The 276-nt window shown below is 55.1% G+C and carries 1 protein-coding gene; it reads right to left on the reverse strand.

Annotation, left to right across the window (positions count from 1 at the left end):
• Positions 1–276: hypothetical protein (locus FQ664_RS25970; protein WP_218570422.1), on the reverse strand; the 276-nt coding region annotated here is incomplete at both ends.

Here is a 276-nt window from a genome sequence, read left to right on the forward strand (position 1 = left end):
GTTCGGGCATGCGAGTTTCAGCCTCGCCCTCCTGAGCTTCTCCGAGAGGAGGAGGGTATCGACAGCGCCGATCTCAAGGTTCTTTCTGACGCTCTCCTCACCGTAGGAGGCTGCACCGTCATCTTTGACCAGCTCCTGGAGGAACCGGTTCATCACATTCTTCTCCTTGATGATATCGAGGTCTTTTAAGGCATCCGCTGCATTCTCGACGAGCTCGGAGAGCCCGGTCTCATTTGTGTAGGCAACGTCAAAAAGCCCGATGATACGCTTCTGGAG

The organism is Pseudomonas persica, from assembly GCF_900291015.1.
Lineage (GTDB): Bacteria > Pseudomonadota > Gammaproteobacteria > Pseudomonadales > Pseudomonadaceae > Aquipseudomonas.